This window comes from Pseudomonas gingeri (assembly GCF_013386165.1).
GTDB lineage: Bacteria > Pseudomonadota > Gammaproteobacteria > Pseudomonadales > Pseudomonadaceae > Aquipseudomonas > Aquipseudomonas gingeri_C.
Window position 1 is genome coordinate 2,501 of sequence record NZ_JACAOS010000029.1, and the last position, 2,894, is coordinate 5,394.

Annotated in this window: 1 rRNA gene (cut by a window edge); it reads left to right on the forward strand. The window is 52.0% G+C overall.

From position 1 onward, the window contains the following. A 23S ribosomal RNA gene (locus HX866_RS32025) occupies nt 1-2,812 on the forward strand; it begins 79 nt to the left of the window's first position. Nucleotides 2,813-2,894 lie beyond the last annotated feature (82 nt).

Here is a 2,894-nt window from a genome sequence, read left to right on the forward strand (position 1 = left end):
GGGGAGTCGGCAAACAGACTTTGATCCGGAGATGTCTGAATGGGGGAACCCAGCCATCATAAGATGGTTATCTTGTACTGAATACATAGGTGCAAGAGGCGAACCAGGGGAACTGAAACATCTAAGTACCCTGAGGAAAAGAAATCAACCGAGATTCCCTTAGTAGTGGCGAGCGAACGGGGACTAGCCCTTAAGTGGCTTTGAGATTAGCGGAACGCTCTGGAAAGGGCGGCCATAGTGGGTGATAGCCCTGTACGCGAAAATCTCTTAGTCATGAAATCGAGTAGGACGGGGCACGAGAAACCTTGTCTGAATATGGGGGGACCATCCTCCAAGGCTAAATACTACTGACTGACCGATAGTGAACTAGTACCGTGAGGGAAAGGCGAAAAGAACCCCGGAGAGGGGAGTGAAATAGATCCTGAAACCGTATGCGTACAAGCAGTGGGAGCCCACTTTGTTGGGTGACTGCGTACCTTTTGTATAATGGGTCAGCGACTTATTTTCAGTGGCGAGCTTAACCGAATAGGGGAGGCGTAGCGAAAGCGAGTCTTAATAGGGCGTCTAGTCGCTGGGAATAGACCCGAAACCGGGCGATCTATCCATGGGCAGGTTGAAGGTTGGGTAACACTAACTGGAGGACCGAACCGACTACCGTTGAAAAGTTAGCGGATGACCTGTGGATCGGAGTGAAAGGCTAATCAAGCTCGGAGATAGCTGGTTCTCCTCGAAAGCTATTTAGGTAGCGCCTCATGTATCACTGTAGGGGGTAGAGCACTGTTTCGGCTAGGGGGTCATCCCGACTTACCAAACCGATGCAAACTCCGAATACCTACAAGTGCCGAGCATGGGAGACACACGGCGGGTGCTAACGTCCGTCGTGAAAAGGGAAACAACCCAGACCGTCAGCTAAGGTCCCAAAGTCATGGTTAAGTGGGAAACGATGTGGGAAGGCTTAGACAGCTAGGAGGTTGGCTTAGAAGCAGCCACCCTTTAAAGAAAGCGTAATAGCTCACTAGTCGAGTCGGCCTGCGCGGAAGATGTAACGGGGCTCAAACCATGCACCGAAGCTACGGGTATCACTTAGGTGATGCGGTAGAGGAGCGTTCTGTAAGCCTGTGAAGGTGAGTTGAGAAGCTTGCTGGAGGTATCAGAAGTGCGAATGCTGACATGAGTAACGACAATGGGTGTGAAAAACACCCACGCCGAAAGACCAAGGTTTCCTGCGCAACGTTAATCGACGCAGGGTTAGTCGGTCCCTAAGGCGAGGCTGAAAAGCGTAGTCGATGGAAAACAGGTTAATATTCCTGTACTTCTGGTTATTGCGATGGAGGGACGGAGAAGGCTAGGCCAGCTTGGCGTTGGTTGTCCAAGTTTAAGGTGGTAGGCTGGAATCTTAGGTAAATCCGGGATTCTAAGGCCGAGAGCTGATGACGAGTTGCCATTAGGCGACGAAGTGGTTGATGCCATGCTTCCAAGAAAAGCTTCTAAGCTTCAGGTAACCAGGAACCGTACCCCAAACCGACACAGGTGGTTGGGTAGAGAATACCAAGGCGCTTGAGAGAACTCGGGTGAAGGAACTAGGCAAAATGGCACCGTAACTTCGGGAGAAGGTGCGCCGGTGAGGGTGAAGGACTTGCTCCGTAAGCCCATGCCGGTCGAAGATACCAGGCCGCTGCGACTGTTTATTAAAAACACAGCACTCTGCAAACACGAAAGTGGACGTATAGGGTGTGACGCCTGCCCGGTGCCGGAAGGTTAATTGATGGGGTTAGCTAACGCGAAGCTCTTGATCGAAGCCCCGGTAAACGGCGGCCGTAACTATAACGGTCCTAAGGTAGCGAAATTCCTTGTCGGGTAAGTTCCGACCTGCACGAATGGCGTAACGATGGCGGCGCTGTCTCCACCCGAGACTCAGTGAAATTGAAATCGCTGTGAAGATGCAGTGTATCCGCGGCTAGACGGAAAGACCCCGTGAACCTTTACTATAGCTTTGCACTGGACTTTGAATTTGCTTGTGTAGGATAGGTGGGAGGCTTTGAAGCGTGGACGCCAGTTCGCGTGGAGCCAACCTTGAAATACCACCCTGGCAACTTTGAGGTTCTAACTCAGGTCCGTTATCCGGATCGAGGACAGTGTATGGTGGGTAGTTTGACTGGGGCGGTCTCCTCCTAAAGAGTAACGGAGGAGTACGAAGGTGCGCTCAGACCGGTCGGAAATCGGTCGTAGAGTATAAAGGCAAAAGCGCGCTTGACTGCGAGACAGACACGTCGAGCAGGTACGAAAGTAGGTCTTAGTGATCCGGTGGTTCTGTATGGAAGGGCCATCGCTCAACGGATAAAAGGTACTCCGGGGATAACAGGCTGATACCGCCCAAGAGTTCATATCGACGGCGGTGTTTGGCACCTCGATGTCGGCTCATCACATCCTGGGGCTGAAGCCGGTCCCAAGGGTATGGCTGTTCGCCATTTAAAGTGGTACGCGAGCTGGGTTTAGAACGTCGTGAGACAGTTCGGTCCCTATCTGCCGTGGACGTTTGAGATTTGAGAGGGGCTGCTCCTAGTACGAGAGGACCGGAGTGGACGAACCTCTGGTGTTCCGGTTGTCACGCCAGTGGCATTGCCGGGTAGCTATGTTCGGGAAAGATAACCGCTGAAAGCATCTAAGCGGGAAACTTGCCTCAAGATGAGATCTCACTGGAACCTTGAGTTCCCTGAAGGGCCGTCGAAGACTACGACGTTGATAGGTTGGGTGTGTAAGCGCTGTGAGGCGTTGAGCTAACCAATACTAATTGCCCGTGAGGCTTGACCATATAACACCCAAGCAATTTGAGTCGAAGAGACCAGATTGCGGTGTGTGAAGACGATACAAACCGAAAGTTTGCGACTCACAAA